The 23096-nt window shown below is 64.7% G+C and carries 20 protein-coding genes and 1 tRNA gene; 16 read left to right on the top strand and 5 right to left on the bottom strand.

All coding sequences use genetic code 11. The features are described 5' to 3' along the window. Positions 1-58: 58 nt before the first annotated feature. From rsmI to gshB, 3 genes are all read left to right on the top strand, one after another. Positions 59-967, top strand: coding sequence for a 16S rRNA (cytidine(1402)-2'-O)-methyltransferase (gene rsmI, locus DFP89_RS10645; RefSeq protein WP_114349373.1), 909 nt, complete (start codon positions 59-61; stop codon positions 965-967). A gap of 53 nt (positions 968-1020) precedes the next feature. Continuing rightward, on the top strand, positions 1021-1377 hold the full coding sequence (locus tag DFP89_RS10640) for a YraN family protein (protein ID WP_181870313.1): 357 nt from the start codon (positions 1021-1023) through the stop codon (positions 1375-1377). 67 nt (positions 1378-1444) lie between these two features. Further along, positions 1445-2395, top strand: coding sequence for a glutathione synthase (gene gshB, locus DFP89_RS10635; RefSeq protein WP_114349371.1), 951 nt, complete (start codon positions 1445-1447; stop codon positions 2393-2395). Positions 2396-2442: 47 nt separating this feature from the next. Here gshB and DFP89_RS10630 read toward each other — a convergent pair whose 3' ends face one another. Continuing rightward, the gene (locus tag DFP89_RS10630) at positions 2443-3957 is read right to left on the bottom strand and encodes a YifB family Mg chelatase-like AAA ATPase (protein ID WP_114349370.1); all 1515 of its coding nucleotides are present in this window, start codon (positions 3955-3957) and stop codon (positions 2443-2445) included. 166 nt (positions 3958-4123) lie between these two features. On the opposite strand from DFP89_RS10630, the gene coaBC reads away from it, so the two are divergent. From coaBC to DFP89_RS20320, 11 genes are all read left to right on the top strand, one after another. Then, complete coding sequence (gene coaBC, locus DFP89_RS10625; RefSeq protein ID WP_181870309.1) at positions 4124-5383, top strand: bifunctional phosphopantothenoylcysteine decarboxylase/phosphopantothenate--cysteine ligase CoaBC; 1260 nt, start codon at positions 4124-4126, stop codon at positions 5381-5383. Next, positions 5380-6447 carry a cysteine desulfurase family protein gene (locus tag DFP89_RS10620; RefSeq protein ID WP_114349368.1) on the top strand — a complete coding sequence of 356 codons (1068 nt, stop codon included), beginning with the start codon at positions 5380-5382 and terminating at the stop codon, positions 6445-6447. The genes coaBC and DFP89_RS10620 overlap by 4 nt, the downstream gene beginning before the upstream one ends. 1 nt (position 6448) lies before the next feature. After that, on the top strand, positions 6449-7975 hold the full coding sequence (gene sufB, locus DFP89_RS10615; protein WP_114349367.1) for a Fe-S cluster assembly protein SufB: 1527 nt from the start codon (positions 6449-6451) through the stop codon (positions 7973-7975). A gap of 36 nt (positions 7976-8011) precedes the next feature. Continuing rightward, entirely contained in the window at positions 8012-8794 is a 783-nt protein-coding gene (locus DFP89_RS10610) for an FkbM family methyltransferase (protein ID WP_181870308.1), read from the top strand. Continuing rightward, complete coding sequence (sufC, locus tag DFP89_RS10605) at positions 8791-9549, top strand: Fe-S cluster assembly ATPase SufC (RefSeq protein ID WP_114349365.1); 759 nt, start codon at positions 8791-8793, stop codon at positions 9547-9549. Before DFP89_RS10610 ends, sufC begins: the two co-directional genes overlap by 4 nt. Next, positions 9549-10880, top strand: coding sequence for a SufB/SufD family protein (locus DFP89_RS10600; RefSeq protein WP_114349364.1), 1332 nt, complete (start codon positions 9549-9551; stop codon positions 10878-10880). The genes sufC and DFP89_RS10600 overlap by 1 nt, the downstream gene beginning before the upstream one ends. Positions 10881-10898: 18 nt before the next feature. Then, positions 10899-11387, top strand: coding sequence for a hypothetical protein (locus tag DFP89_RS10595; protein WP_114349363.1), 489 nt, complete (start codon positions 10899-10901; stop codon positions 11385-11387). Continuing rightward, entirely contained in the window at positions 11384-11971 is a 588-nt protein-coding gene (locus DFP89_RS10590) for a YIP1 family protein (RefSeq protein ID WP_114349362.1), read from the top strand. Before DFP89_RS10595 ends, DFP89_RS10590 begins: the two co-directional genes overlap by 4 nt. Next, positions 11968-13179, top strand: coding sequence for a cysteine desulfurase (locus DFP89_RS10585; RefSeq protein ID WP_114349361.1), 1212 nt, complete (start codon positions 11968-11970; stop codon positions 13177-13179). Before DFP89_RS10590 ends, DFP89_RS10585 begins: the two co-directional genes overlap by 4 nt. Positions 13180-13248: 69 nt before the next feature. Beyond that, positions 13249-13325: transfer RNA gene (locus tag DFP89_RS10580), tRNA-Arg, on the top strand. A gap of 64 nt (positions 13326-13389) precedes the next feature. Then, entirely contained in the window at positions 13390-13554 is a 165-nt protein-coding gene (locus DFP89_RS20320) for a hypothetical protein (RefSeq protein WP_181870307.1), read from the top strand. Positions 13555-13721: 167 nt separating this feature from the next. Here the strand turns inward: DFP89_RS20320 and DFP89_RS10575 are convergent, their stop codons facing one another. Both DFP89_RS10575 and hemB read right to left on the bottom strand, forming a co-directional pair. Continuing rightward, positions 13722-14294: a lipid-binding SYLF domain-containing protein gene (locus tag DFP89_RS10575; protein ID WP_114349360.1), complete on the bottom strand. Its 573-nt coding sequence runs from the start codon at positions 14292-14294 to the stop codon at positions 13722-13724. Positions 14295-14364: 70 nt separating this feature from the next. Next, entirely contained in the window at positions 14365-15363 is a 999-nt protein-coding gene (gene hemB, locus DFP89_RS10570; RefSeq protein ID WP_114349359.1) for a porphobilinogen synthase, read from the bottom strand. A gap of 169 nt (positions 15364-15532) precedes the next feature. Between hemB and DFP89_RS21030 the strand changes: the two genes are divergently transcribed. Both DFP89_RS21030 and mfd read left to right on the top strand, forming a co-directional pair. Continuing rightward, positions 15533-16099 carry a hypothetical protein gene (locus DFP89_RS21030; protein WP_114349470.1) on the top strand — a complete coding sequence of 189 codons (567 nt, stop codon included), beginning with the start codon at positions 15533-15535 and terminating at the stop codon, positions 16097-16099. Positions 16100-16144: 45 nt separating this feature from the next. Then, positions 16145-19609 carry a transcription-repair coupling factor gene (gene mfd, locus DFP89_RS10560; protein WP_114349358.1) on the top strand — a complete coding sequence of 1155 codons (3465 nt, stop codon included), beginning with the start codon at positions 16145-16147 and terminating at the stop codon, positions 19607-19609. A gap of 147 nt (positions 19610-19756) precedes the next feature. Here mfd and clpA read toward each other — a convergent pair whose 3' ends face one another. Continuing rightward, positions 19757-22075 (bottom strand): ATP-dependent Clp protease ATP-binding subunit ClpA, encoded by a 2319-nt coding sequence (gene clpA, locus DFP89_RS10555; RefSeq protein WP_114349357.1) that lies wholly within the window; start codon positions 22073-22075, stop codon positions 19757-19759. A gap of 262 nt (positions 22076-22337) precedes the next feature. Further along, positions 22338-23084, bottom strand: a complete 747-nt coding sequence (gene gloB / locus DFP89_RS10550) for a hydroxyacylglutathione hydrolase (protein ID WP_114349356.1) — start codon at positions 23082-23084, stop codon at positions 22338-22340. Positions 23085-23096: the final 12 nt, after the last annotated feature.

The following is a 23096-nucleotide window of genomic DNA, read 5'->3' as shown; positions in this document are numbered from 1 at the left end:
ATATGCCGGACATGGCAACTTGCCCGGTGGCGCCGGGCGACATGGACAGGAGACCCGCATGGAGGACAGCACAGGCTCAACCAGAACGGGTGCGCGGCCGCTTTCCGTGACCATCGGGACCACAGCCCCCGAAGCGGCGCTGCATCTGGTGGCGACGCCCATCGGCTCGGCCCGCGACATCACGCTGCGGGCACTGGATGTGCTGAATACCGCCGACGTTCTGGCGGCCGAGGACACGCGGAAATTGCGCCATCTGATGGATATTCATGGCATCCAGCTGCGAGGTCGGCGGATCATTGCCTATCACGATCACAATGCCGACCGGCAGCGCCCCGCGGTTCTGGCGGCCTTGGCCGAGGGGAAATCGGTCGCCTATGCCTCGGATGCGGGCACGCCTCTGGTTGCGGATCCGGGCTATCGGCTGGCGCGGGACGCGGCCGAGGCAGGTTTTCTCGTGCGCGCGCTGCCTGGCCCCTCGGCGGCACTGGCAGCATTGTCGGTTTCCGGCCTGCCCAGTGACCGTTTTCTTTTCGTGGGTTTTCCGCCCTCGGCTGGCGGCGCGCGGCGGAAATGGATCGACAGCTGGCGCGGGGTTGAGGCCACGGTCATCGTCTTTGAAAGCCCGAGGCGCGTTAAACAGTTGTTGGAGAATATCTGCGAGACTGAGGCGAATCGAGCTACGGTGATCTGCAGGGAACTGACCAAGAAATTCGAAGAGGTGATGCGCGGCACGGCAGAGGAATTGGCGGCACGGATTCCTGATGAGGGGCTTCGCGGGGAAATCGTGGTGCTGTTCGGGCATCCAGAACCGGCGGTTGCTGATGCCGATACCTTGCGCGCGGCACTCACGGGCTTGCTGGATAGCCTTCCCGTCAAGGAGGCGGCCGCGCAGGTTGCCAACCGCTTTGGCCTGCCACGGCGCGACGTCTATGCGCTGGCGCTGGAAATGAAGAAGGAACGGGAATGAAGCACGAGCGATATTTTGACGGCGCGCCGGTTCGTCCTGATCCGGCGCGGGTGATGCGCGGTCGTGTGGCCTATTCGGCGGGGTGTCTTGCCGAAGGTTCGGTGGCTCGCGCCTATGTCGATCTGAGGTATGAGGTCGTTGCCGAGCGCTGGCGCGGTAGGGGCGGAGAAATCGACCTGATCCTGCGCAAAGACGAAGAATATGTCTTTGTTGAGGTCAAGAAATCGGCCCGGCACGCATGGGCGGCCGAACGGATCTCGGCGCGCCAGATCGCGCGCATCTGCAATGCTGCACTGGAGTTTTGTGGAGGCCTGCCGAGTGGTCTTTTGACCGCGATGCGTTTCGATGCGGCGCTGGTCGATCAGTTCGGTCGCGTCGAGATCGTCGAGAATGCCTTCGGTATGAACTGATACCCGGCCTTGCAAAGCCCGCCGGGGCGGGCGAAAACTCCGCCTGAAACAGGCCGGAGCAGATCACATGAGTCTTTACGTCGCCCTCCAGATGGACCCGGTCGAACATGTCTCGATTCAGGGGGACAGCACGTTCAGGCTTGGGCTTGAGGCCGAAGCGCGGGGCCACCGGCTGTTCCAGTATACGGCTGACCGGCTGAGCTATTCCGAGGGGCGTGTGCTGGCATGGGGACGTCCGATCACCCTGCGGCGCGAGGTGGGCAACCACGTCACCTTCGGCGACTGGGCCGAGGTCGGTCTGGCGGAATTCGATGTCGTCTGGCTGCGTCAGGATCCGCCCTTTGACATGGCCTATATCACCAATACGCATCTTCTGGACCGCGTTCATCCGGAAACCTTTGTCGTCAACGATCCGTTTTGGGTCCGCAACAGTCCCGAAAAGCTGCTGGTGCTGGACTTTCCCGAGCTGACGCCCCCGACCCTGATCACCCGCGACCCTGGCCAGATCCGCGCCTTCCGCGAGCGGCATGGCGACATCATCGTCAAACCGCTTTACGGCAATGGCGGGGCGGGGATTTTCCATCTGCGCCCGGACGATGCCAACCTGTCCTCGTTGATCGAGACCTTTTCCAGCATCAGCCGTGAGCCGGTGATCGCGCAGAAATACCTGCCCGCCGTGGTCAAGGGCGACAAGCGCATCATTCTGGTCGACGGAGAGCCGGTCGGCGCTATCAATCGCGTGCCGGCTGCGGGGGAGGCGCGCTCGAACATGCATGTCGGCGGGCGCCCCGAAAAGATCGGCCTGACCGAGCGCGAGCACGAGATCTGCGCCGTCATCGGTCCGGTCCTGCGCGAAAAGGGCCTGCTGTTCACCGGTATCGACGTGATCGACGGCTGGCTGACGGAAATCAACGTGACCTCGCCGACCGGCATTCAGGAACTGGAGCGCTTCGATGGTGTGAATGCCGCCGCGCTGATCTGGGATGCGGTCGAACGCAAGCTGGCCGCGCGCGGTTAAGACGGGCATTTGATATAAGGGCGGTCCATCGGGCCGCCCTTGTGCCATCAGTCGGGCCGGCCGAAGGGCAGGCGATAGGACAGTGCCTCGCCCAGATGCGGTTGGCGGATATGCTCACTGGCGTCCAGATCGGCAATCGTGCGGGCCGCGCGTAGGATGCGGTGATAGCCGCGCGGCGTCAGGCCCAGCTTTTCCGCCGCCAAGGCCAGCAGCGCCCGGCATTCGCTGTCGAGCGGCGCGATTTCCTCAAGCAACCGTCCCGCCGCATCGGCGTTGACGCGGGCCTGCGGATGATCCGCGAAGCGCTGCGTCTGGATCGTGCGCGCTGCCGCAACCCGTTCGGCAACCATGGCCGAGCTTTCGCCCGAGGGCGGCAGGCCAAGTTCCTCGTAGCTCACTTGCGGCATGTCGATGCGCAGATCGAACCGGTCCATCATCGGTCCCGAGATGCGCCCCAGATATTCCGACTGACAGCGCGGCGCGCGGGGGCAGGGCTGGCCAGCATCCGCCGCCTCGCCGCAGCGGCAGGGATTGGCAGCGGCGACCAGCAGGAAGCGCGCCGGATAGCGGATATGGGCATTGGCGCGCGAGACGTGGATCTCGCCGGTTTCGATCGGTTCGCGCAGGGCGTCGATGACGCGGCGCTCGAATTCCGGCAATTCGTCCAGAAACAGCACGCCATTATGGGCCAGGCTGGCCTGACCGGGGCGGGCATTGCGCCCGCCGCCCACCATCGCTGCCATCGAGGCGGTGTGATGGGGCTGGCAAAAGGGCGCGCTGCGGGAAATGCCGCCCCCGGCCAGCATCCCGGCGACGGAATGGATGACCGATGTCTCAAGCGCCTCGACCGGGCTCAGGGGCGGCAGGATGCCGGGCAGGCGCGTGGCCAGCATGGATTTGCTGGCGCCGGGCGGTCCCATCATCAGCAGGTGATGGCGGCCTGCCGCCGCAATCTCGATGACACGGCGGGCGCGTTCCTGACCTCGCACCTCGTCCAGATCATTGCTGCGGGTGATGGGTGCGAGTTCGCCGGGCGTGGCGCGGGGTAGCGGCGCGCGGTCGGTCAGGTGGTCGACCGCCTCGCGCAGGTTGCGGGGCGCGAAGACCGGGACCGTCCCGACCCAGGCCGCCTCGGGGCCGCAGGCGCGGGGCACCATCAGTGCCCGGTCGTCCTCGGCGGCGGCCATGGCAGCGGGCAGGGCGCCCGCGACCGGCGAAAGCCGCCCGTCCAGGGCCAGCTCCCCCAGCGCGACGACCTGACCCAGCGCATCCGCTGGCACGATTTCCAGCGCTGCCAGCACCGCCAGCGCAATGGGCAGGTCGAAATGCGAGCCCTCTTTCGGCAGGTCGGCAGGCGAGAGATTCACCGTCACCCGGCGCGAGGGCATGGCGACGGCAAGTGCACCAAAGGCGGCCTTGACCCGCTCGCGCGCCTCGCTGACGGATTTGTCGGGCAGGCCGACAATGCCGAATCCCGGCAGGCCCGGCGTGACCGAGCATTGCACCTCGACCAGCCGCGCCTCGACCCCGTCGAAAGCCACCGTATAGGCGATCGCTGTCATGCCTGCCCCCAGTTCCCGATGCAGATTGGTTAACGGGACCGGCTTAAAAAACGGTTAACGAGGTTGCGGGCGGCTTGCTTGTTCCGGCGGGCGGTTCGGCCTATGTCCTTTCCAAGAGATAAGGCCCCAAGGACGGGGCCAAGAGACACGGGCAAGGGGAACCATCATGCAGGGCAATCGCATATTGCTGATCGTCGGCGGAGGCATCGCCGCCTTCAAGATTCCCGAGCTGATCCGGATGATCCGGCGTGAGGGGGCCTCGGTCGTGCCGGTCCTGACCAAGGCGGGGGCCGAGTTCGTGACGCCGCTGACGCTGTCGGCGCTGGCCGAATCCCCCTGTCACACCGAACTTTTCGACCTGACCCGCGAATCCGAGATGGGCCATATCCAGCTGTCGCGCGCCGCCGATCTGGTGGTGGTGGCGCCGGCGACGGCGAACCTGATGGCGCGGATGGCGGCGGGGATGGCGGACGATCTGGCCTCGACCCTGTTGCTCGCGACCGACAAGCCGGTACTGATCGCGCCGGCGATGAATGTGCGCATGTGGCAGCACCCGGCAACGCAGCGCAATCGCGACCTGCTGGAACAGGACGGCATCCGCTTTGTCGGCCCGGATGAGGGGGACATGGCCTGCGGCGAATACGGCCCCGGCCGCATGGCCGAGCCCGCGGAGATCCTGACCGCGATCCGCAGCGCGCTGAGCCGCGAAAAGCCCCTGCGCCTGCCGCCCGAGGCTGTGGTCTCAATGCCGGTGCGGCGACTGGCGGGGTGGCATGTGATCGTGACCTCGGGGCCGACGCATGAGCCGATCGACCCGGTGCGCTATATCGCCAACCGCTCAAGCGGGGCGCAGGGCACGGCGATTGCGGCGGCGCTGCGGGATCTGGGGGCGCGGGTCAGTTTTGTCACCGGCCCCGCCGATATCCCCCCGCCCGAAGGCGTCGAGATCATCGCCGTCGAGACCGCGCGCCAGATGCGCGAGGCGGTCGAGGCATTGCTGCCCGCCGATGCGGCGGTGATGGCGGCGGCAGTCGCCGACTGGCATGTCAGCAATGCCAGCGACAGCAAGATCAAGAAGGATGGTTCGGGCAAGTTTCCCAAGCTGCAATTTGCCGAAAACCCCGACATTCTGGCCTGGATCAGCCAGTTGCAGGCCGGGCGGCCGGGGCTGGTCGTGGGCTTTGCGGCGGAAACCGACAATGTGCTGGAAAACGCCAGCGCCAAGCGGCTGCGCAAGGGCTGCGACTGGATCGTCGCCAATGACGTGACCCCGGCGACCGGGATCATGGGCGGCTCGGAAAACGCGGTGACGCTGATTTCGGACGAGGGGGCCGAAAGCTGGCCGCGCCTGTCGAAAACCGAGGTTGCCCGCAGGCTGGCGGATCGCATCGCCGATGCGCTGACCGGCATGGAGGGGCTGGCATGAATCGCACCTATCTGGACTGGAACGCCACCGCCCCCCTGCGCCCCGAGGCGCGCGCGGCCATGCTTGAGGCCAGCGAGATCGTCGGCAACCCGTCCTCGGTTCATGCCGAGGGGCGGGCGGCGAAACTGGCGCTGGAGCGCGCCCGCGAAGAGATCGCCTCGGCGCTGGGGGCCGAGGGGGCGGATGTCATCTTTACCTCGGGCGCGACGGAATCGGCGGCGCTGATTCTGGGCGGGCGGGATCTGTCCTGCGCTCCGGTCGAACATGCCGCCGTGCTGGCCTGGTGCCGCGACGATCTGGCGGTCGATGCGGCGGGCCGTGTCACTGTGCCTGATCCGGCCCGCGCGACGCTGCAACTGGCCAATGCCGAAACCGGCGTGTTGCAGGATCTGCTGCAGGGGCTGGCCGCCAGCGACCTGACGCAGGCCTTTGGCAAGGTGCCCTTTGCCTTCAACTGGCTGGGGATCGAGGCCGGTTTCGTCAGCGCCCACAAGCTGGGCGGCCCGCGCGGGATCGGTGCGCTGATCGTCAGGCGCGGCACCGAGGTTGCGGCCCGGATCAGGGGCGGCGGGCAGGAACAGGGCCGCCGCGCCGGGACCGAGAACCTGATCGGCATTCTGGGCTTTGCTGCTGCCGCCAAAGCGGCGCAGAATGATCTGGATCAAGGAATCGCAGAAAAAATGTCGGAAATCCGCGATTCGCTGATGGCCGCTCTGGAATCCGGGTCAGAAATGGTTACATTTCCGGGGCGCGAATCCCGCCGCCTGCCCAATACATTGTCGATCCTGACGCCGGGCTGGCGCGGAGAGACGCAGGTGATGCAGATGGATCTGGCCGGTTTTGCCGTCTCGGCGGGTTCGGCCTGTTCTTCGGGCAAGGTCCGGCCCAGTTCTGTCCTGACGGCCATGGGAATCGCGCCGGAACGGGCGGGCGATGCGATCCGCGTCTCGATCGGTCCGGTGACGGAGCGTCGGGACGTGATGCGTTTTGCGGATGCCTGGCTGGCGGCCCATGACCGCTGGCGGCAAAGGAATGACACGCGGGTGACCGCAGGAAAGGTTTGAGATGGCTGTTGAAACCAGCGAAGCAATCGAAGTCCGCGAGGGCGTAGACCGCGAAACCGTCGAGACCGTCCAGAATATGGGGTCCTACAAATACGGCTGGGACACCGAGATCGAGATGGAATACGCCCCCAAGGGCGTGAACGAGGACATCGTCCGGCTGATCTCGAAAAAGAATGAAGAACCGGAATGGATGACCGAATGGCGCCTGCAGGCCTTTCGCCGCTGGCAGACCATGGTCGAGCCGAAATGGGCGATGCTGAACTATCCCGAGATCGACTATCAGGACCAGTATTACTATGCCCGTCCGAAAAGCATGGCCGAAAAGCCGAAATCGCTGGACGAGGTCGACCCCAAGCTGCTGGCGACCTATGAAAAGCTGGGCATCCCGCTGAAGGAGCAGATGATCCTCGCCGGGATCGAGGGCGCGGACGAGACGCCCGCCGATGCGCGCCGCGTCGCGGTGGACGCGGTTTTCGACAGCGTCAGCGTCGGCACCACCTTCAAGGATGAACTGGCCAAGGCCGGCGTGATCTTCTGCTCGATCAGCGAGGCGATCCGCGAGCATCCCGAACTGGTGAAGAAATATCTGGGCAGCGTCGTGCCGCAATCGGACAATTACTTCGCCACGCTGAATTCGGCGGTCTTCTCGGACGGGTCCTTTGTCTATATCCCGCCGAACACCCGCTGCCCGATGGAACTGTCGACCTATTTCCGCATCAATGCCGAAAACACCGGCCAGTTCGAGCGCACGCTGATCATCGCCGACAAGGGCTCTTACGTCAGCTATCTTGAAGGCTGCACCGCGCCCAAGCGTGACGTGGCCCAGCTTCATGCCGCCGTGGTGGAAATCGTCATTCTGGAAGATGCCGAGGTCAAATACTCGACCGTCCAGAACTGGTTCCCCGGCGACGAGGAAGGCAAGGGCGGCATCTACAACTTTGTCACCAAGCGCGCCGATTGCCGCGAGGCCCGCGCCAAGGTGATGTGGACGCAGGTCGAAACCGGCTCGGCGATCACCTGGAAATACCCGTCCTGCATCCTGCGCGGAGATGAAGCTCAGGGCGAGTTCTACTCCATCGCCATCGCCAACAACATGCAGCAGGCCGATACCGGCACCAAGATGATCCATCTTGGCAAGAACACCCGTTCGCGCATTGTTTCAAAAGGGATTTCTGCGGGCAAGGCGCAGAACACCTATCGCGGTCTGGTCAGCATGCACCCGCGCGCGACCAACAGCCGCAACTATACGCAATGCGACAGCCTGCTGATCGGCGACAAATGCGGCGCCCATACCGTGCCCTATATCGAGGTCAAGAACACCTCGTCGCGGGTCGAGCATGAGGCGACAACCAGCAAGGTCGATGACGACCAGCTGTTCTATTGCCGCTCGCGCGGGATGGATGAGGAACAGGCCGTGGCGGTGATCGTGAACGGTTTCGTGCGTGACGTCCTGCAGGCGCTGCCGATGGAATTTGCCATGGAGGCGCAAAGCCTTGTGGCAATCTCCCTTGAGGGGTCGGTGGGATGAAAATTTTATATGCCCAGAAATGCAAGGGGGCCGATTGTGACCGAGGCTGACGTTATCGAAGCTGCTCCGTTCGATGCGGCGCGTGCGCTGCGCACCTATACTCTGCGCGGGCGCATCAATATGCCGGCCGGTCAGGTGGCGGTGTTTCGCCACAATGACATCGAGGTCATGTTCGCCGTTGTCAATGACCATGACGTCGTGCAACGCGCGCACAGCAAGTCCAACTTCTACGAGCGCGACGATCTCGACGTGATCGCCCGATATTTCCCGCGCGATGGCGTTTTCGCGGATATCGGCGCAAATGTTGGAAATCACAGTGTTTTTGCTGGAATGATCATGGGGGCATCAAAGATCATCCCCTTTGAGCCTAACCCGATCGCGCAGGAAATCTTTGTCGCGAACATGATCCTGAACCGGATGATCGACCGCGTCGATTTCAGTTTCTTCACCTATGGCCTTTCGGACAAGATGGACGAGGGGCTGGCCATGCGCTGGAATCCCAACAATCTGGGCGGCGGGCGCATCGTGCGCTCGGATTCGGCGGTGGGCAATGTCGTGGTGATCCGCGGCGACGACGCCTTCAAGGACTTGCATGTCGATTTCCTCAAGATCGATGTCGAAGGGCTTGAGCTTGAGGTGCTGGATGGATTGCGCGAGACCATCACCCGGCTGCGGCCCACGATCTTCATCGAGATCGACAACCGCAACGCGGATGCCTTCCTGAAATGGGTCGAGGCAAATGGCTACCGCATTGCCGAGCGGATCCGCCACTACGCCGTCAACGAAAACTTTCTGATTATCCCGCAGGAGCAACAATGAGCCTGAACATCAACAACTTGCACGTCAAACTTGAGGACGAGGACAAGCAGATCCTCAAGGGCGTCACGCTTGAGGTTCCGGCCGGTGAGGTGCATGCGATCATGGGGCCGAACGGTTCGGGCAAGTCGACGCTCTCCTATGTGCTGTCGGGCCGCGACGGCTATGAGGTGACCGAGGGCAGCGCCACGCTGGACGGCGCCGACCTGCTGGCGATGGAGCCCGAGGAACGCGCCGCCGCCGGCCTGTTCCTCGCCTTCCAGTATCCGGTCGAGATCCCCGGCGTCGGCAACATGACCTTTCTGCGCACGGCGCTGAACGCGCAGCGCAAGGCGCGCGGCGAAGAGGAACTCAGCTCGGGCGATTTCCTGAAGCTGGTGCGCGAAAAGGCCAAGACGCTTAAGATCGACGCCGAGATGCTCAAGCGTCCGGTCAATGTCGGCTTTTCTGGCGGTGAGAAAAAGCGCAACGAAATCCTGCAGATGGCCATGCTTGAGCCGCGCATGTGCATTCTGGACGAGACTGATTCCGGCCTTGACGTCGATGCGATGCGGCTGGTGGCGGATGGCGTGAACGCGCTGCGCTCGCCCGAACGCAGCTTCCTTGTCATCACCCATTACCAGCGCCTTCTGGATCATATCCGCCCCGATGTCGTCCACATCATGTCCAATGGCCGCATCATCAAGACCGGCGGCCCGGAACTGGCCATCGAGGTCGAGCAGAACGGTTACGGCGATCTTCTGGCGGAGGTCGGCTGATGGCGGATACGGCTGTTCTGGCTGCCGGGGCGAAGCCTGCCGCCAAGACCGGCGCGGGCGACGCGGTGCTGGCGGCGCGGCTTGACGCGCTGGACCTGCCCGTGGGCGGCTTTACCGCCGCCGCGCGCAAGGATGCCGCGGCCCGGTTGCAGGCCATGGGCCTGCCCGGCGCGCGCGACGAATACTGGCGTTATACGAACCCTGCGCCCTTCAACGCCCCGCTGCCCGAGGCGCTGGCCTATACCTCGCGCGAATCCTCGCTGTTTGACGGCATTGACCGGCTGAAACTGGTCTTTGTCGATGGCGTCTTTGACGCGGCGGCCTCGGACCCGCTGACGGGCGAGGGGATGCAGATCGACATTCTCTCGACTGCCGATGCCGGGCCCGCGCATTGGGCCGGCGATCTTTACGGCAAGCTTGAGACCTCGGGCCAGACCCCGGTCAAGCGCCCCTTTGCAGTGCTGAACACGCTGGCGGCGCAGGATGGCGTGCTGATCCGCGTCACCGGCAAGGTCGCGCGTCCGGTCCATATCCTCTATCGCCGCGACGGGCAGGCCACCGATGTGCATGTCCATCATGTCATCCGGCTGGAGCCCGGGGCCGAGCTGACGCTGCTGGAAACCGGCGGCATCGGCGCGCGCTCGAACACCGTGACCGAGGTCGAGATCGGCAAGGGCGCCCGCTTCCACCACATCGCCAGCAAGCGCGCGGATGACGCGAAACTGGGCATCGGCCATATCTTTGCCCGCGTGGGCGAAGGCGCGCTGTTCAAGTCCTTCTCGCTGGCGGTCAATGGCCGCGTGATGCGCAACGAGGGCGTGATCGAAATCGTCGGCGACGATGCCGTCGCCCATATCGCCGCCGCCGTTCTGGGCGATGGCAATGAGGGTGCCTTCCATCACGACGACACCGTTTTCATCGCCCATGCCGCCGAGCGCTGCGAAAGCCGGCAGGTCTATAAGAAGGTGCTGAAGAACGGCGCCGAGGGCATCTTTCAGGGCAAGATCCTGGTCAAGCCCGGCGCGCAAAAGACCGATGGCTATCAGATCAGCCAGGGCCTTTTGCTGGACGAGGGCAGCCAGTTCCTCGCCAAGCCCGAGCTGGAAATCTATGCCGATGACGTGAAATGCTCGCATGGTTCGACCACCGGCGCGCTGGACGAGACGGCGCTGTTCTACCTGCGCTCGCGCGGGGTGCCGAAAGAGCAGGCGATTGTGCTGCTGGTCCTGTCCTTCCTTGCGGATGCGCTGGACGAGATCGAGGACGAGCGGCTGCGCGACGACATCCTGACCCGTCTGGACGAGTGGCTGACCAGCCGCGCCAAAGGTTAAGGCGGGGCCTTGGCGGTCATGGACCGGGCAGGGATCGTCCCGCGCATCGCGCAAAGCTGGTGGGCACCGGGCAGGGTGGTCACCGCCCTGCGCGGCACGCCTGAACGGGTGCTGATCGTCATCCTGATGGCGGCGATGCTGATCTTTCTGGTCGCGCAGGCGCCCGGCCATGCGCGGGCGGCGCATCTGGACCCCTCGGTCCCGCTTGAGGCGCGGATGGGCGGCGCGCTGCTGGCGGTCATGTTCATGATGCCGCTGCTGGCCTATGCGCTGGCCGAGTTGGTGGCGTTCCTGTCGCGGCTGACGCCCTGGCCGGTCGCCTCGCAGGATTCGCGGCTGGCGCTGTTCTGGGCGCTGCTGGCGGTGGCGCCGGCGATGCTGCTTTCTGGGCTGACCGAGGGCTTTGCCGGCCCGGGTGCGGCATTGACGCTGACACGGGTGGTGGCGGGGCTGGGCTTTCTCGTGATATGGGGCGCGGGATTGCGCGCATTGACGAGGAAAGCATGAAATTCGGCGATCTTGGCGAGCTGGCGGTCCTGACGCTTCGGGACCCCGATGCCGCGATGCGGATCCTGCGCGGGCTGGAACTGCCTTTGGTGGCGCGCTGGATGGCGCTGTTTCTGGCGGTGGTCCTGTCGCGCATGCTGGGCGTGGTGCTGCTGATCCTGCTGCCGGTCAGCGGCAACGACCCCTTGGCGGAACTGCTGTCCGACCCGATGACCATGGCCGGGATCGAGTTTTTCGGCATGGTGCTGACCGCCTTTCTGGTCACCCATATCGGGCGCATGTTCGGCGGCACCGGCACCTTTCCCGATGCGCTGCTGGCCGTCGCCTGGATCGAGCTGATGCTGGTCGCGCTGATGGCGGTGCAGGTCCTGATGCTGGTCCTTTTGCCGGGCACGGTCGATCTGCTGGGCATGATTGCGGGCGCGCTTTCGATCTATCTGACCGTGACCATGACCAAGGCGCTGCATGGTTTTTCCAGCGTGGCCAAGGTCGCGATGGTCTATTTCGGCCTCAGCCTGCTGCTTGGCGCGCTGGTGCTGACGGTCGCGCCGGGGCTGATCCCGCTGCCGGAGGTTGCGCAATGAGCTTTGACGTCGAACAGGTCCGCAAGGACTTTCCGATCCTGTCGCGGCAGGTGAACGGCCGGCCGCTGGTCTATCTGGACAATGGCGCCAGCGCCCAGAAGCCGCGTCAGGTGATCGAGGCGATCACCCGCGCCTATGAGGGCGAATATGCCAATGTCCACCGGGGCCTGCATTTCCTGTCGAACCTCGCGACCGACAATTACGAGCGCGTGCGCGCCATCATCGCCCGCTTTCTGAACGCCCCGCGCGAGGATGAGGTGATCTTCACCTCGGGCGCGACCGAGGCGATCAATCTGGTCAGCTATGGCTGGGCCGCCCCGAACCTACGCCCCGGCGACGAGATCGTGCTGTCGGTGATGGAACATCACGCCAATATCGTGCCCTGGAACTTCCTGCGCGAGCGGCAGGGGGTGGTGCTGAAATGGGTCGCGCCCGAGCCGGATGGCAGCCTGCCGCCCGAAAAGGTGCTGGCGGCGGTGGGGCCGAAAACCAGGCTGATCGCCGTCACCCATATGTCGAACGTGACCGGCACCGTGGTCGATATCGGCGCCATTGCGCGCGGCACCCATGTGCCGGTGCTGGCCGATGGCAGCCAGGCCTCGGTGCATATGCCGGTCGATCTGAAAACGCTGGGCGTCGATTTCTACTGCATCACCGGCCACAAGCTTTACGGCCCCTCGGGCTCGGGTGCGATCTGGATCCGGGCCGATCGTCAGGCCGAGATGCGCCCCTTCATGGGTGGCGGCGACATGATCCGCACCGTCACGCTGGACGAGGTGACCTATGCTGATCCACCGCTGAAATTCGAGGCCGGCACCCCCGGCATCGTCAACCAGATCGGGCTGGGCGCGGCGCTGGAATACATGATGGACCTGGGGATGGAGAACATCGCCGCGCATGAGCGCTCGTTGCGCGATCATGCCCGCGACCGGCTGCGCAGCCTGAACTGGCTGCAGGTTCAGGGCGATGCGCCCGACAAGGGCGCGATCTTTTCCATGACCATGCAGGGCGCGCATGCCCATGACATCTCGACCATCCTCGACAAGCGCGGAATCGCGGTGCGCGCGGGCACGCATTGCGCCATGCCGCTGATGGATTTCTATGGCGTGACCGCCTCGGCGCGGGCCAGTTTCGGCATGTACAACACCCATGCCGAGGTGGACGCGCTGATCGACGGCCTTGGTTTCTGCCGCGAGCTTTTCGCCTGACCCCCATTGCAGAGCCGCGCGTTTGGGGCTAATCAACGGGGGCTGCGGGTGATGCCCGCAACCTGATGCGGTCCCATAGCTCAGCTGGATAGAGCGCTACCCTCCGAAGGTAGAGGCCACACGTTCGAATCGTGTTGGGACCGCCATTTCTCACCCGATCCAAATAGGTTGTCCGATCAGGGACAGGCGCGCGGCGATTCAGCGCCCGGGATGAGCCAGCATCTCGACATGCCGCAGAATGCCGGCCTGATCCGCGCGTCCCGGTCGGGGCGGGCCAAGATCCACGCGATTGACCGCATGCCGCTGCGGGACGCGGTGCAGGTCTGGCTTCACAGACATCGTCAGGAAGGGTACGGTCCGCATGGCCGTTCTTGATGCCACCTGCGGAAACCCGATCAAGCTGGTCGAGAAGAAGGACAGGCAGGGCTGACGCCGATATCCTGAACTCCGCCATGCCGGATGCCAGACACCCGGACTGAACGACCGCCATTTGCGGCCTGCGGGCATCGCCGGGATTTCGATATCCCGGCGAGCTTGCCCCTTCAGAAGGTCGATGGGATGATGCGCGAATATTTCGTTCCCGCGATCGAGGCCCCGGCCATCAGCCCGGACTGGCCAAAGATCATCGCCAGCACCGGCTGCTGCGAGGTGATCGTATCGGTGCCCATCGACAGGCCGTGATCGGGCAGGGCGTAATAGGCCCCGGCTTCGGCCACCCAGCCCGGCGCGGCGCGGAACTGCGCCAGCGCGGCCTCGGTCTGGAAGATCAGCGCATGGGCATATTGCTGGGCGCCGATCTGGAACCCCACGCTGGCCTGCGCCGCCGAATAGTAATCCACCGTCACGTCATTGATGCGCAGCGCGCCCTGACCGTAGGCGCCGCCAAAGCCCAGGCCCGCCTCGGTCATCAGCGGCATGTAAAGAACGCCGCGCGCGCTTTGCACCAGCGGCGCCACGGCGGGATAGTTCTGCAGCAGGTAGTTGCGCGTCGCATCGACGCGCGCATCCAGCCGCGAAGGCGCATCCTGCCCGATCGCGTTCGAGCAGCCCGCAAGTCCCAGCGCCGCCCCGCCCAGCAGCAGGAGGCGCCGGTTGATCGCATTGGAATTCGTCATTGTTTCGCCTCGTTCCTGATTGGCGGTTGGCCCGCCTTTTCTGACCGCGATGATAGGGGAGTTCCCCCTTTCATGCCAGCCTTTCGGCCAGTTGCGGCGCGTAATAGGTCAGGATGCCGTCACATCCCGCGCGCCGGAAGGCCAGCAGGCTTTCCAGGACGACATCGCGCGACAGCCAGCCATTGCGGATCGCCCCCTCGAGCATCGCGTATTCGCCGCTGACCTGATAGGCATAGGTCGGTGCCGCGAACTGGTCCTTGACCATGCGGCAGATGTCCAGATAGGGCATGCCCGGCTTGACCATGACCATGTCGGCGCCCTCGGCCAGATCGCGGGCAACGCAGCGCATGGCCTCTTCGCGGTTGGCGGGGTTGATCTGATAGGTCTTCTTGTCGCCCACAAGCCGCCCCGAGGCGCCGACAGCATCGCGGAACGGGCCATAAAAGCCGCTGGCATATTTCGCCGCATAGCTGAGGATCGCGACGTCCTTGTGGCCATTGCCCTCAAGCGCCATGCGCAGCGCGCCGATGCGGCCATCCATCATGTCCGAGGGGCCAAGAATGTCCGCGCCGGCCTCGGCCTGCGCCAGGGCCATGCGCACCAGCGCCTCGACGGTTTCATCATTCAGGATCACGCCGTCCCGCACCAGCCCGTCATGGCCATTGGCGTTATAGGGGTCCAGCGCGATATCGGTCATGACCGCCAGATCCGGTGCCACCTCCTTGATGGCGCGAATGGCCTTGTTGCCGATATTCTCGGGGTCCCAGGCGCGTTCGCAGGTGTCGGTCTTAAGGTCCGGATCGGAATGGGGAAAAATGCAGACGGCGGGAATGTTCAGCCGCATCGCGGTTTCCGCAGCGCGTTTCGCGCCGTCCAGCGTCAGCCGCTCGACTCCCGGCATCGAGGGGATTTCACCCGCGCCGCCCGCGATCTCGGTCACGAAGATCGGCCAGATCAGGTTCGCGGCGCTCAGGCTGACCTCGGTTGTCAGGGCGCGCAGCGCGGGCGTGCGGCGCAGGCGGCGCAACCGGGTGGCGGGAAAAGGGGCGACGATGGGGGGGCTGGACATGGCTTGGCCTGTGCTTTTTCGCGGGGGTCGGGCCGAACCAGCATATTTGCCCCGGTTGCGCAACCCCTGCCGGGCAGCGGGGAAACCGCCCATATCCGGAAAAACCCGGTTTTCCTTTATGCGCGGCAAGGTTAGTTTGGCCTTCGCGCCAACCGATCTGGGAGAAGACGTGCTCCGACCCGAGGGAATCCTGACCTTGCTGGACAGCCGCTCATTCGGTTCGATCTGGTTCTGGGTGCTGCTGATGTTTGTCTGGACCGTGGCGGGGCGCCGCATCGCCGGCGTGCCTCTGGATGTGGTCCATGCCGCCGCCCGCGCCGAAGGGGCAGCGGCGAACGATCCGGCGGCGATCACGCTGCTGGATTGGCTGTCGCTGACCCTGCCGCGCTGGCGCGCCACCGGCCCCGAAAGCGTGATCCTGCTGGGCATTGCGGCGTTTTTTCTGACGACGCTGGCATTGCTGGGCTTTCTTTATAACCTTGAGATGGCGCGGGCGCTGGTCCTGCTGATCCTGCCCTTTGCGCTTGTCTTTGCACTGGAATTGCGGCTGGCGCACCGCCTGCGCGCGGTGCTGGTGCAGGCCGAACAGGGCGCCCCGATCGATCAGGCCGCCAGTCAGGCCGCCACGCTGATGCGCCGGCACCGGATGCTTTTCGTGCTGATCTCGATCCTGTCGGTGGCGCTGGCCGCCTTTCATGGTGCGCTGTGGACGTTGCAGCATCCCTTTGGCTTCTGAGCGGGCGGTCTTGACTCTGCCAGCGGCCCCTATACCTCGGCAATCATGTCAGCACATCCCGAACACCTGATCCTTTCCGGCGCGCCCGAGGGCATGGACGCGGCCCTGATCGCGCGTGAACTGGCGCGTGGCAAGCCTGTCATCCACACTGCCCGCGACGACCGCCGCATGGCGGCGATGCGCGCCGCGCTGGAGTTCTTTGCGCCCGCAGCCGTGGTGCTGGAGTTTCCGGCCTGGGATACGACGCCCTATGATCGGGTTTCGCCGGCCCCTTCGGTCATGGCCGCGCGCATGGCGGTGCTGACGGCATTGGCGCATGGCGCGATCAGGGGGCCGTTCATCCTGTTGACCACGCTCAGCGCCGCCATGCAGCGCGTCCCCGCGCGCGAGGCGCTGCGCGACGCCAGCTTCTCGGCCTCGGTCGGCTCGCGCATGGATGAGGGGGCCTTGCGCGCGTTCCTTGCCCGCATGGGTTTCGCGCAGGCCCCGACCGTCACCGAGCCGGGCGATTTCGCCGTCCGGGGCGGCATCATCGACATCTATCCGCCGGGCGATTCCGGCCCGATCCGGCTGGACATGTTCGGGGATGTTCTGGATGGCGCGCGAAGATTCGATGCAGAAACACAGCGTTCCATCGAAAAGCTTGATCATGTCGAGCTGGCGCCCATGTCCGAGGTCATTCTGGACGAGGCCGCGATCACCCGTTTTCGCCAGAACTACCGCGCCGAATATGGCGGCGGTGCCAATGACCCTCTGTATGAGGGGATCAGCGCTGGCCGCAAGATGGCGGGGATGGAGCATTGGCTGCCCTGGTTCCACGCCCGGCTGGAAAGCCTGTTCGACTATCTGCCCGAGGCCTCGCTGGTCCTGGATGATCATCTGGATCAGGTCCGCGATGCCCGCTGGCACACCATTGGCGAACAGTTCGACGCCCGGCGCGAGGCGCTGAAACGCAAGGGCGGCACCGACACCGTCTATCGCCCGGTTCCGCCCGGCGAGATGTTCCCCGATGAGTTGGAATGGAAACGCTGGCTGGCCGCGCATCGCCTGTTGCGGCTTTCGGTCCTGCCGCAGCCGCCCGGTCCCGGCGTTCTGGATGCGGGCGGGCGCATCGGCCGCAATTTCGCGCCTGAACGACAGGCAGAAAACGGAAACCTTTTCAAATCTCTGGCGGATTATCTTCAGGATATTCTGCGCAACCGCCGGGTGGTGATCGCCAGCTTTTCGGAAGGGGCGCGCGAACGCCTTGCCGGGCTGATCGCCGATGAGGGGATCGCGGGCGCCAAGCCCATCGCCGATCTGCGCGACCTGCCCGACCAGCCCGGTGCGCTGGGGCTGGCGGTCTGGCCGCTGGATGAGGGGTTCACCTCGGACGGTCAGGCGACCGGGCCCCTGGCGGTGATCTCGGAACAGGATGTGCTGGGCGACCGGCTGATCCGGGGGGCGAAAAAGCGCCGCAAGGCTGAAAACTTCCTGCGCGACACCACGACCCTGACCCCCGGCGATCTGGTCGTTCATGTCGAACATGGCATTGGCCGCTATACCGGGCTGGAAACGGTCAAGGCGCTTGGCGTGCCCCATGATTGCGTGGCGCTGGAATATGCCGGCGGCGACCGGCTTTACCTACCGGTCGAGAATATCGAGCTGCTCAGCCGCTATGGCCATGAGGAAGGGCTGTTGGACAAGCTGGGCGGCGGCGCCTGGCAGGCCCGCAAGGCGCGGCTCAAGGAACGCATTAAGCTGATCGCCGACCGGCTGATGCGGGTCGCGGCCGAGCGTCTTTTGCGCGCCGCCCCTGTGCTCGAGCCCGAACATCACGAGATCGAAAGCTTCGCCGCGCGTTTCCCCTATGCCGAGACCGAGGATCAGGCGAGCGCCATCGGCGATGTGACCGAGGATCTCGCCGCTGGCCGGCCGATGGACCGGCTGGTCGTCGGCGATGTCGGCTTCGGCAAGACCGAGGTCGCCATGCGCGCGGCTTTTATCGCCGCCTCGCAGGGGCGTCAGGTCGCAGTGGTCGCGCCGACGACCTTGCTGGCGCGGCAGCACTTCCGCACCTTTGCCGAGCGTTTTCGCGGCACCGCCATCAATGTCCGGCCGCTGTCGCGTTTCGTCAGCGCCAAGGACGCGGCCGAGACCCGCAAGGGGCTGGCGGACGGTTCGGTCGATATCGTCGTCGGCACCCATGCGGTGCTGTCAAAGCAGGTCCATTTCAAGAATCTGGGCCTGCTGATCGTCGACGAAGAGCAGCATTTCGGCGTCGCCCATAAGGAACGCCTGAAGGAGCTGCGCAGCGATATCCACGTCCTGACCCTGACCGCGACGCCGATCCCGCGCACGCTGCAGCTGTCGCTGACCGGCGTGCGGGATCTGTCGATCATCGGCACGCCGCCGGTCGATCGGCTGGCGATCCGCACCTATGTCAGCGAATTCGACGGCGTAACCATCCGCGAGGCCTTGTTGCGCGAAAAATATCGCGGCGGCCAAAGCTTTTTCGTCGTGCCGCGCCTGACCGACCTGCCCGAGGTCGAGGACTGGCTGAAGGAACACGTCCCCGAGGTCAGCTATATCGTCGCCCATGGCCAGTTGGCGGCGGGTGATCTGGATAGCCGCATGAACGCTTTTTACGACGGCAGTCATGATGTGCTGCTGGCGACCAGCATCGTGGAATCGGGGCTGGATATTCCGACGGCGAACACCATGGTCGTCTGGCGCGCCGACATGTTCGGGCTGGCGCAGCTTTACCAGATCCGGGGCCGGGTCGGGCGCTCCAAAACCCGGGCCTATTGCTATCTGACCACCAAGCCGCGCGTGCCCCTGACCCCGCAGGCGATGCGGCGGCTGAAATTCCTGGGCGCCATCGACAGTCTGGGGGCGGGCTTCAACCTGGCATCGCAGGATCTGGATCTGCGGGGGGCCGGGAACCTGTTGGGTGAGGAGCAGTCCGGCCATATCAAGGAGGTCGGGTTCGAGCTTTACCAGCAGATGCTGGAAGAAACGATCGCCAAGCTGAAATCCGGCGAGATCGAGGGCACCCCCGAAGATGAATGGGCGCCGCAGTTGAACCTGGGCGTGCCGGTGACGATCCCGGAAAGCTATGTCGCAGATCTGGACGTGCGGCTGGGGCTTTACCGGCGACTGGCTGAACTGACCACCAAGGTCGAACTGGAGGGCTTTGCCGCCGAGCTGATCGACCGCTTTGGTCCCTTGCCGCGCGAGGTGAACACGCTTTTGCTGGTCATTCGCATCAAGGCCATGGCCAAGCGCGCCAATATCTCCAGGCTGGATGCCGGACCCAAGGGGGCGACGATCCAGTTTCATGGCGACAAGTTTCCCAATCCGGCGGGTTTGGTCGAGTTCATCCACGATCAGCGCGGGCAGGCCAAGGTCAGCGACAACAAGATCGTCATCCTGCGCGACTGGCCGGGGGATGCGGACCGGATCAAGGGGGCCTTTGCCATTGCCAAGAATCTGGCGGCGAAGATCAAGGAGGGCAAGGTTAAGGGGTAGGGTCGTCGGCGGGGGGCGCTAATGGCGATGCAAGGACCGGGGGCGCTGCCCCCGGACCCCCGGGATATTTGGGCATGAAAGAAGCTGGGGTCTGGGCAAAGCAAAAGGCGGCGCCGGAGCGCCGCCCTTGCGTTTCCTGAGGCTTGATCAGTCCGCGGTCAGCAGCGGCGGTTTGCTGTTGCTGATCCGGGGCGTTTCAGGGCCGGTGATCTCGAAAACCGGCTTGTCGTCCTCGATATGCACGCGGACCAGACCGCCCTTGGTCAGGCGGCCGAACAGCAGCTCCTCGGCCAAGGGTTTCTTGATCGTTTCCTGAATGACTCGGCCCAGCGGGCGGGCACCCATCTTGTCGTCATAGCCTTTCTCGGCCAGCCATTCGGCGGCCTCCTGGCTGAGTTCGATATGCACGCCGCGGTCGATGAGCTGGGCTTCCAGTTGCAGGACGAATTTCTCGACCACCTGCACGATGATCTCGCGCGAGAGGGGGGCGAAGCTGATCACCGCATCCAGACGGTTGCGGAATTCCGGCGTGAAGATGCGCTCGATGGCGGCGGTGTCCTCGCCCTCGCGGCGGTCGCGACCAAAACCGAAGGCGGCCTTGGCCTGATCGGCGGCCCCGGCATTCGAGGTCATGATCAGGATCACGTTGCGGAAATCCACCTGCCGGCCGTTATGGTCGGTCAGCTTGCCGTTATCCATCACCTGCAGCAGGATGTTGTAGACATCCGGATGCGCCTTTTCGATCTCGTCCAGAAGCAGCACGCAATGCGGGTGCTGGTCCACGCCATCGGTCAGAAGTCCGCCCTGATCGAAGCCGACATAGCCCGGAGGGGCACCGATCAGACGGCTGACGGCATGTTTCTCCATGTATTCGGACATGTCAAAGCGCAGGAGCTCCACGCCCAGCGTCGAGGCGAGCTGCTTGGCCACCTCGGTCTTGCCGACGCCGGTGGGGCCGGCGAAGAGGTAGTTGCCGATGGGCTTTTCCGGCTCGCGCAGGCCCGCGCGGGCAAGCTTGATCGAGGAGGCCAGCGCCGAGATGGCGGCATCCTGACCAAAGACCAACCGCTTCAGCGTTGCTTCCAGATCCTTCAGCACGGCCGCATCGTCCTTGGAGACGCTTTTGGGCGGGATGCGGGCGATCTTGGCCACGACTGCCTCGATCTCTTTGGGGCCGATGGTCTTGCGGCGCTTGCTTTCCGCGACCAGATGCTGCGCGGCGCCGGCTTCGTCGATGACGTCGATGGCCTTGTCGGGCAGCTTGCGGTCGTGGATATAGCGCGCCGAAAGCTCGACCGCGGTCTTGATCGCGTCATTGGTGTAGCGCAGGTCGTGATGCTTTTCGAAGCTGGGTTTCAGCCCCATCAGGATCTTGATTGTGTCGGGCACGGTGGGTTCGTTCACGTCGATTTTCTGGAACCGGCGCGACAGGGCGCGGTCCTTTTCGAAGTGCTGACGGAACTCCTTGTAGGTGGTCGAACCCATGCAGCGCATCTTGCCGCCCGACAGCGCGGGCTTGAGCAGGTTCGAGGCATCCATCGCCCCGCCCGAAGTCGCGCCGGCGCCGATCACGGTATGGATCTCGTCGATGAAGAGGATGGCGTCGGGATGGTCCTCGAGTTCCTTGACGACTGCCTTCAGCCGTTCCTCGAAATCGCCGCGATAGCGGGTCCCGGCCAGAAGCGCGCCCATGTCGAGCGAGAAGATGGTGGACCCGGCCAGCACGTCCGGCGTCTCGCCACGGGTGATTTTCAGCGCCAGCCCCTCGGCGATGGCGGTCTTGCCCACGCCCGGGTCACCCACCAGAAGCGGGTTGTTCTTGCGCCGGCGGCACAGGACCTGAATGCAGCGCTCGACCTCGTCGGCGCGGCCGATCAGCGGGTCCACGTCGCCTTTCGACGCCTTCTTGTTCAGGTCCACGCAATATTTCGACAGCGCGGATTCGTCCTTGGCCTGCTCTTGCTCATGGCTTTGTTCGCCCGAGGGGTCGGCGCCCTGAACGGGGCGGTTTTCTGAAAAGGACGGGTTCTTGGCGACGCCATGGGCGATGAAATTCACCGCGTCATAGCGGGTCATATCCAGTTCCTGCAGGAAGAAGGCGGCGTTCGATTCGCGCTCGGCGAAGATCGCGACAAGGACATTGGCCCCGGTCACCTCGGTCCGGCCCGAGGATTGGACATGAATCGCCGCACGCTGGATCACGCGCTGGAAGGCGGCGGTCGGCACTGCCTCGGAGCCCTCGACATCGGTGATCAGCGTCGAGAGATCATCCTCGATGAATTCGACGAGCATGCGGCGCAATTCGTCCAGATCGACATTGCAGGCCCGCATGACCTTCACGGCATCTTCCTCCTCGGTCAGCGCCAGCAGCAGATGCTCGAGCGTGGCGAGTTCATGGTGATGTTCATTGGCCAGCGCAAGCGCAGCATGGATGGCCTGTTCCAGCGAGGTCGAAAAGGACGGCACTTCAAGCTCCTGTCAGTCGGCTGGCAGTTTGGTCCGCCAGATGTAGCGGTCCACATGACCAGACTGTCACGATACAGTTAAGATTTGGTGGATTTTCGCGCAATTCAAGCGGTAATCGCGTCTGCCATTGCCGAATTTCCTTCGGTTGAGGCAGATGTGATCACTGGTTGCGCCGTTTTCAAGCATTCGTGGGCATCGAGGCATCTGGCCTGAGGAAAAGATCCCCGGGGCCCGCGTATTTTCTTGCATGGCGTGCAGAAGGTCAGAAGTTGTCCTTCATGCTGCGCAAACGGGCGAAAACCTCGACATCCGGGGCGTCGGCCATCCCCAGAGCGGGGCGCAATTCGCTGATCCGCAGAAAGGGATTGGTGGCGCGCTCCTCGGCGAGCGTCGCGGGCGCGCAGGGGCGCAGACCGGCGGCGGTCTCGCTCAGGCGGGTCTTGAGGGCGGTGTTTTCGGGATCGACCGACAGGGCGAATGCGCCATTGCCGCGGCAATAATCGTGGCCAGAACAGATCAGTGTCCGGGCGGGCAGGGCGTTCAGGCGCGAAAGGCTTTGCCACATCATCGGGGCGTCGCCCTCGAACAGGCGGCCGCATCCCAAGGCCATCAGGCTGTCGGCGGTGACGGCCATGGCGGATTGGGGCAGGTAAAAGGCAACATGGCCGATGGTGTGGCCGGAGACATCGATGACCGAGGCCGGCTCGCCGCAGATATCGACCGTCTCGCCGGGGCGGACGGGAATGTCGAGGGGGGGCAGGCGGCCTGCGTCCAGCGCGTTCCCCATCACCTTTGCCCCGGTCATCGCCACCAGATCCGGCACCGCCTGAATGTGGTCGAAATGGTGATGGGTCAGCGCGATCAGGTCCAGCGACCAGCCGCGCGCGGCCAGTTCGGCCAGAATCGGCGCGGCCTCAGGGGCGTCGATCAGAGCGGTCCGGCCGTTGCCATGCAAAAGCCAGGCATAGTTGTCGGTCAGACAACGGACGGGGACAAGCTCCAGCGGCATTGGCAAACTCCT

It is taken from the genome of Paracoccus lutimaris (assembly GCF_003337565.1).
Lineage (GTDB): Bacteria > Pseudomonadota > Alphaproteobacteria > Rhodobacterales > Rhodobacteraceae > Paracoccus > Paracoccus lutimaris.
Note: the sequence above shows the minus strand (reverse complement) of the source record. Positions and strands in the feature narration are given on the sequence as shown.

What these genes read in the sequence shown, in the direction of transcription:
- rsmI (WP_114349373.1), top strand. Translation starts at nt 59, where the DNA reads ATGGAGGACAGCACAGGCTCAACCAGAACGGGTGCGCGGCCGCTTTCC.
- DFP89_RS10640 (WP_181870313.1), top strand. Translation starts at nt 1,021, where the DNA reads ATGCGCGGTCGTGTGGCCTATTCGGCGGGGTGTCTTGCCGAAGGTTCG.
- gshB (WP_114349371.1), top strand. Translation starts at nt 1,445, where the DNA reads ATGAGTCTTTACGTCGCCCTCCAGATGGACCCGGTCGAACATGTCTCG.
- DFP89_RS10630 (WP_114349370.1), bottom strand. Translation starts at nt 3,957, where the DNA reads ATGACAGCGATCGCCTATACGGTGGCTTTCGACGGGGTCGAGGCGCGG.
- coaBC (WP_181870309.1), top strand. Translation starts at nt 4,124, where the DNA reads ATGCAGGGCAATCGCATATTGCTGATCGTCGGCGGAGGCATCGCCGCC.
- DFP89_RS10620 (WP_114349368.1), top strand. Translation starts at nt 5,380, where the DNA reads ATGAATCGCACCTATCTGGACTGGAACGCCACCGCCCCCCTGCGCCCC.
- sufB (WP_114349367.1), top strand. Translation starts at nt 6,449, where the DNA reads ATGGCTGTTGAAACCAGCGAAGCAATCGAAGTCCGCGAGGGCGTAGAC.
- sufC (WP_114349365.1), top strand. Translation starts at nt 8,791, where the DNA reads ATGAGCCTGAACATCAACAACTTGCACGTCAAACTTGAGGACGAGGAC.
- DFP89_RS10600 (WP_114349364.1), top strand. Translation starts at nt 9,549, where the DNA reads ATGGCGGATACGGCTGTTCTGGCTGCCGGGGCGAAGCCTGCCGCCAAG.
- DFP89_RS10595 (WP_114349363.1), top strand. Translation starts at nt 10,899, where the DNA reads ATGGACCGGGCAGGGATCGTCCCGCGCATCGCGCAAAGCTGGTGGGCA.
- DFP89_RS10590 (WP_114349362.1), top strand. Translation starts at nt 11,384, where the DNA reads ATGAAATTCGGCGATCTTGGCGAGCTGGCGGTCCTGACGCTTCGGGAC.
- DFP89_RS10585 (WP_114349361.1), top strand. Translation starts at nt 11,968, where the DNA reads ATGAGCTTTGACGTCGAACAGGTCCGCAAGGACTTTCCGATCCTGTCG.
- DFP89_RS20320 (WP_181870307.1), top strand. Translation starts at nt 13,390, where the DNA reads ATGAGCCAGCATCTCGACATGCCGCAGAATGCCGGCCTGATCCGCGCG.
- DFP89_RS10575 (WP_114349360.1), bottom strand. Translation starts at nt 14,294, where the DNA reads ATGACGAATTCCAATGCGATCAACCGGCGCCTCCTGCTGCTGGGCGGG.
- hemB (WP_114349359.1), bottom strand. Translation starts at nt 15,363, where the DNA reads ATGTCCAGCCCCCCCATCGTCGCCCCTTTTCCCGCCACCCGGTTGCGC.
- mfd (WP_114349358.1), top strand. Translation starts at nt 16,145, where the DNA reads ATGTCAGCACATCCCGAACACCTGATCCTTTCCGGCGCGCCCGAGGGC.
- gloB (WP_114349356.1), bottom strand. Translation starts at nt 23,084, where the DNA reads ATGCCGCTGGAGCTTGTCCCCGTCCGTTGTCTGACCGACAACTATGCC.